Source organism: Dietzia sp. SYD-A1 (assembly GCF_015356725.1).
Taxonomy (GTDB): domain Bacteria; phylum Actinomycetota; class Actinomycetes; order Mycobacteriales; family Mycobacteriaceae; genus Dietzia.
The window spans coordinates 1-4,744 of record NZ_JADDKI010000321.1; the positions used below are offsets into that span (position 1 = coordinate 1).

General features: G+C 69.4%; 6 protein-coding genes and 1 pseudogene. 4 read left to right on the forward strand and 3 right to left on the reverse strand.

Annotated elements, in window-relative coordinates; genetic code table 11:
• Positions 1 to 978, forward strand: a 978-nt coding sequence (locus IY392_RS12875; RefSeq protein WP_194861431.1) for a PASTA domain-containing protein, incomplete at its 5' end; no start/stop codon positions are given.
• 22 nt (positions 979 to 1,000) lie between these two features.
• On the opposite strand, the gene IY392_RS12880 is transcribed toward IY392_RS12875, so the two are convergent.
• On the reverse strand, positions 1,001 to 1,681 hold the full coding sequence (locus IY392_RS12880; protein ID WP_194861432.1) for an aminodeoxychorismate/anthranilate synthase component II: 681 nt from the start codon (positions 1,679 to 1,681) through the stop codon (positions 1,001 to 1,003).
• A gap of 89 nt (positions 1,682 to 1,770) precedes the next feature.
• Between IY392_RS12880 and crgA the strand changes: the two genes are divergently transcribed.
• Both crgA and IY392_RS12890 read left to right on the forward strand, forming a co-directional pair.
• The gene (crgA, locus tag IY392_RS12885) at positions 1,771 to 2,037 is read left to right on the forward strand and encodes a cell division protein CrgA (protein WP_194861433.1); all 267 of its coding nucleotides are present in this window, start codon (positions 1,771 to 1,773) and stop codon (positions 2,035 to 2,037) included.
• 334 nt (positions 2,038 to 2,371) lie between these two features.
• The gene (locus tag IY392_RS12890; RefSeq protein ID WP_228549376.1) at positions 2,372 to 2,878 is read left to right on the forward strand and encodes a PH domain-containing protein; all 507 of its coding nucleotides are present in this window, start codon (positions 2,372 to 2,374) and stop codon (positions 2,876 to 2,878) included.
• On the opposite strand, the gene IY392_RS12895 is transcribed toward IY392_RS12890, so the two are convergent.
• Both IY392_RS12895 and IY392_RS12900 read right to left on the reverse strand, forming a co-directional pair.
• Complete coding sequence (locus tag IY392_RS12895) at positions 2,868 to 3,602, reverse strand: rhomboid family intramembrane serine protease (RefSeq protein WP_194861434.1); 735 nt, start codon at positions 3,600 to 3,602, stop codon at positions 2,868 to 2,870. The genes IY392_RS12890 and IY392_RS12895 overlap by 11 nt on opposite strands.
• 118 nt (positions 3,603 to 3,720) lie before the next feature.
• Complete coding sequence (locus IY392_RS12900) at positions 3,721 to 4,251, reverse strand: peptidylprolyl isomerase (protein WP_017835116.1); 531 nt, start codon at positions 4,249 to 4,251, stop codon at positions 3,721 to 3,723.
• 71 nt (positions 4,252 to 4,322) lie between these two features.
• On the opposite strand from IY392_RS12900, the pseudogene IY392_RS12905 reads away from it, so the two are divergent.
• Positions 4,323 to 4,744 (forward strand): annotated as a pseudogene (locus IY392_RS12905) (hypothetical protein); the annotation flags it as partial.

Sequence of the window (4,744 nt, forward strand, 5' to 3'; positions counted from 1 at the left end):
GGCCCCGACACCGGTGACGGCGGCCGGGGACGGCCCCGCGCGGCGACGATCGCGATCGCGGCCCTGCTCGTCCTCGCCGTCGTGGCGGGTCTCTCGATCTGGGCGGCGTCCGACCGGAACGGCGGGGTCGTCCAGGTCCAGGAGGTGACCGTCCCGGAGGTCGCGCAGCGGCCCGTGCAGGAGGTGGTCGATGAACTGACCGCCCTCGGCCTGGAGCCGGTACAGAACCCGCAGCCGGACGAGAGGGTCCCCGCGGGCCTGGTGGTCGCCTCTGATCCGATCGCCGGCAAGCGCCTCCCCGTCGGCTCGGAGATCATTCTCCTGGTGTCCACCGGCAGGCCGATCCTCATGGTCCCCAACGTGATGGGGATGTCACCGGTTGACGCGCGGATGGCCCTCGAGGAGGCAGGGTTCGAGGTGCTCCCGGAGAACGAGGCCCGCCCCTCCACCGCCGAGGACCAGGACAAGGTCGTGGACACCGATCCGCCCCCGGGCGCCCAGGTGCCCTCAGACCGCCCCGTCAGGTTGACGGTGGGGTCCGGCCCCGAGGAGCTGCAGGTGCCGGGGGTGGTGGGGCAGTCCATCGACTCGGCCCGGGCCACCCTCGAGGGCATCGGATTCCGGGTGGACACCCGCAGGGTCGACGGCACCGCGCCGGAGGGCGAGGTGGTGGACCAGTCCACCCCGGCGGGGCAGACGCAGCTCAAGGGAGCCACGATCACGCTGCAGGTCTCGGCGGGTAACCGGTTCCTCATGCCCAACCTCGTGGGCGGCACCGTGCCCGATGCGCTGGCCGCGCTCGAGCGCGCCGGGTGGCGGGGAGGCCGCGGTCAGCTGGTCGAGCTTCCGCAGAACGACCCGGATCTCACCCGGGTGGGGCAGATCTATTCGCAACAGCCGCCTGTCGGCGAGGCCGGGGTGAACGACCAGGTCGTGGTGCGTGTGATCCGCTTCGGGCTGGTACCCGGCCCCGGCTGAGGGCCTCGCGGGGTGCTGCGGCTCAGGCGAGCGCGGCGCCCCGGGCCCGGTCGAGCTCGTGCTCCAGACCCGCCACCAGGGCCTCCTCCGGCTGCTCGCCGCACATCCCCAACCAGTTGGCGAGCATGCGGTGGCCTCCGTCGCTCATCACCGACTCGGGATGGAACTGCACCCCGTGCACCGGCATCTCGCGGTGCCGCATCGCCATGACCAGACCGGACCCGGTCCACGCGGTGGGCACGAGGTCCTCCGGGATGGTCTCCGGCAGCACCGTCAGCGAGTGGTAGCGGGTCGCCGTGAAGGGGCTGGGGATCCCGGCGAGCACGCCGGAGTCGTCGTGGGTGACCCGGCTCGTCTTGCCGTGCATGAGTTCGGCGGCCCGGTCGACCGTGGCCCCGAACGCCTCCCCGATCGCCTGGTGTCCCAGGCACACGCCCAGCACCGGGACGCCGGCGCGTCCGCAGACCCCGATGAGCGGGATCGTGGCCCCCGCCCGGTCCGGCGTACCCGGGCCGGGGCTGAGCAGGACGCCGTCGAACTCCGCGACCACCCTTGCCAGCGACGCCGGGTCGTAGCCACCGTCGGGTCCGGCGAGCCTCTCGTCGTCGTTCCTCCACACCTCACACGTCGCTCCCAGCTGGCCCAGGTACTGGACCAGGTTGTAGACGAAGCTGTCGTAGTTGTCGACGACGAGGATGCGCATAGATGCAGCGTACTGCCGTCGGTGGGATCACCGTCCGGGGTGGGGCTTGGTAGACTGCCCTGGATCAGCCCCACCAGCGCGAGGACGTCATGCCCAAGTCAAAGGTCCGGTCGAAGACCGAGTACACAGACGCGGCCGTCAGCCGCACCCCCGTCAAGGTCAAGGGGACGCCCACGTCGCAGTGGTACATCATCGTGATGTTCGGTCTCATGATCCTGGGGCTCGCGTGGTTGGTGACCTACTACATCGCCGGTGAGCGGATCCCGTTCATGCAGTCCCTCGAGACGTGGCAGAACTTCGCCATCGGGTTCGGTCTGGCTGTCGCCGGGCTCCTCATGACGATGAACTGGCGCTGACACCCGTTCTCACTGAACCCGGTTCCGGGTAATCCACAGTCTTATACACAGGTCACCCCCCGCACTCCGCGGGGGGTGACCTGCATTTTCTTAGCGAGTTGACATCCGCGCAGGTCAAGGTGGTGTATTCGGCGAAGTAACCGCTGTTACCGCTGGTCGGACCCGCCCGCACAGGCTGTGGACAACTCCCTCCACACTGGGGACAAACCCGTGACGACGACGACGCGGACGACTCCGCAGGTCGGGGTGCCGGGCTCTCGAACGCGGATCGAACTCCACCCGTGTGATTCATCCACACTGTGGATTCCGCCTGTGGATGAGAGAGGATGGGGGGATGAGTGAGCCAGCGGCGTCTCCCGGCGGGCACAGTGCGGATCCGCCGGATGCGGATTCGTGGGATGCGGATTCGTGGGATGCGGATTCGTGGGGTCCGGGGGTGCTGTGGCCGAGCGCGCAGATCGCCCTCGGTGTCGGCGCCATGGCGGTGGGTGCGGCGAACGGGGACCCGCTCGGGCTCATCCTCACCGGACTCCTGGCGCTGTTCGTGATCCCCGCGGGGGTGATGCAGCTGATACGGCGTCCCCGGATCGAGGTGGTGGACGGTCAGCTCGCGATCACCAGGCTCAGGGGCGTGGTGTTCGTCCCGCCCGCTCGGGTCGTCGAGGCGCGGGCACTCGGGGTCGCGAGATGGGGCGTGCGGCAGCACCTCATGCGACTGGAGTACGTGGATGACCGGGGTCGGGAGGTACTCGAGGTGTTCACGCGAGGCGACCTGGGGGCGGACCCGCGTGAGGTGACCGACCGGTTGGTGCAGCTGGGGTTCGGGGGCTCTACGCTCTGAGGAACAGCCCCGGCGACATGGTGTCGGCCGCGTACCAGGCGGCCGTGGCGACGAGCGCCACCAGAACCAGGTAGCCGAGCCACGACACGGCCTGGCGTCCGCCGCGGCCCACCCCTCGCGGTAGCCGACGGGGCAACGACACCAGGACCAGCGCGCCGAGCGCACCCACGAGCAGGCCGCCCAGATGCGCGGCCAGCGAGACGCCCGGGACCAGGAAGCTCACGCCGATGTTCAGTACCAGCAGTATCCCGATCCCCTTGACGTCCACGCGCATCGACATCGCGACGATCGCGTAGGCGCCCATGAGCCCGAAGATCGCGCCGGACGCCCCGGCCGTGAGCGCGTTCTGGCCGTAGAACATCACGGCGGCGGACCCGCCGAGGGCCGAGACCAGGTAGAGCGCGAGGAATCGCGCATGGCCGATGCTGCGCTCGACACCCAGACCGAGGATCCACAGCATGTACATGTTGAGCAGCAGATGCATGGGGCCGAAGTGCTGGAACGCCGACGTCATCAGACGCCACCACTCGTCATGGGCCGCGACCAGCGGCGGATACAGCGCCGTGGCCTGGAACAACACGGCGGAATGGTTGGCGAGCAGACTCCGCGACTGGGCGACCGTCGCGGCGTAGACCGCGAGGTTGGCGGTGATGAGCCACGCGGTCACCGGCTGGAGGCGGAAGAAGCGGGAGACGGCGCCACCGCTGTGGGTCTGAGTGGTCATGGCGTGGTGGGGTGTCACCGTTCCTGCATCGTCATGGAGACACAGACGGCGCGGGACCGGGGTACCGGTGCCCGCGCCGCTGGCCGGGTCGTGTCGCCACGACCCCGGGGGTCAACTGTCAGGAGATCTCGATGGACTCGATCACGATGTCCTCGACCGGACGGTCCATGGCCCCGGTCTTGGTGGTGGCGATGGCGTCGATGACCTTCTGCGAGTCGGCGTCGGCGACCTTCCCGAAGATGGTGTGCCGGTTGTTCAGGTGCGGCGTGGGGCCCACGGTGACGAAGAACTGCGAACCGTTGGTCCCCGGGCCCGCGTTTGCCATGGCCAGCAGGTAGGGCTCACTGAACTGGAGCTCCGGGTGGAACTCGTCCTTGAACTGGTAACCCGGACCGCCACGACCGGTGCCCGTGGGGTCGCCGCCCTGGATCATGAACCCCGAGATGACGCGGTGGAAGATCGAACCGTCATAGAACGGGCCGCTCTTCTCGCCCTTGGCGTTGGCCTGCGAGTAGTCCTTCGAACCGTCGGCCAGGCCGACGAAGTTCGCGACCGTCTCCGGGGCGTGGTTGCCGAACAGCTCGACGACGATGTCGCCCTTGGTGGTGTGGATGGTTGCCTTCTGCGTTGCGATGCTCACGGCGACCATCCTGCCACGCGGTACCGGTGGATGTCGGTGAGGTGGTGGTCGGGGTCCGGGCCCTGTGCCACCATCTACCCATGAGCACACGAAGTGATCGAGCCGCTGAACGCAAGGCCATCAAGTCCGCCGAGAAGGACCTGAAGAAGGCCGGCACCGCCGCCCGGAAGGCATTCGACCTCAAGGATCCCCGCTTCCTGGGTGAAGCGGCGGTGGCCGCCACCCGCGGGCCCGCGGGTCTGGCGCTGTTCGGCGCCAGCCGCGGCATCCAGGTGCTGCGCGAACGGCGCGCGGAGCAGGCGGAGATCCTGGGCAACCTCGCCGCGGACGCCAAGGAGCACGCCGAGTCCCTCCGGGAGCAGACCTCCGTTCTCACCGCGCCCCAGGACAAGCCGAAGAGGCGGCGGCGCCTCGCGCCCCTGTGGATCGTCGGACTCGCCGGCGGCGCCGCGGTCGCGGGTGCTGCCGCGTACTTCCTGCGTGGCCAGGAGTACTCCGGGGC

What these genes read in the sequence shown, in the direction of transcription:
- IY392_RS12900 (WP_017835116.1), bottom strand. Translation starts at nt 4,251, where the DNA reads ATGGTCGCCGTGAGCATCGCAACGCAGAAGGCAACCATCCACACCACC.
- IY392_RS12895 (WP_194861434.1), bottom strand. Translation starts at nt 3,602, where the DNA reads ATGACCACTCAGACCCACAGCGGTGGCGCCGTCTCCCGCTTCTTCCGC.
- IY392_RS12890 (WP_228549376.1), top strand. Translation starts at nt 2,372, where the DNA reads ATGAGTGAGCCAGCGGCGTCTCCCGGCGGGCACAGTGCGGATCCGCCG.
- crgA (WP_194861433.1), top strand. Translation starts at nt 1,771, where the DNA reads ATGCCCAAGTCAAAGGTCCGGTCGAAGACCGAGTACACAGACGCGGCC.
- IY392_RS12880 (WP_194861432.1), bottom strand. Translation starts at nt 1,681, where the DNA reads ATGCGCATCCTCGTCGTCGACAACTACGACAGCTTCGTCTACAACCTG.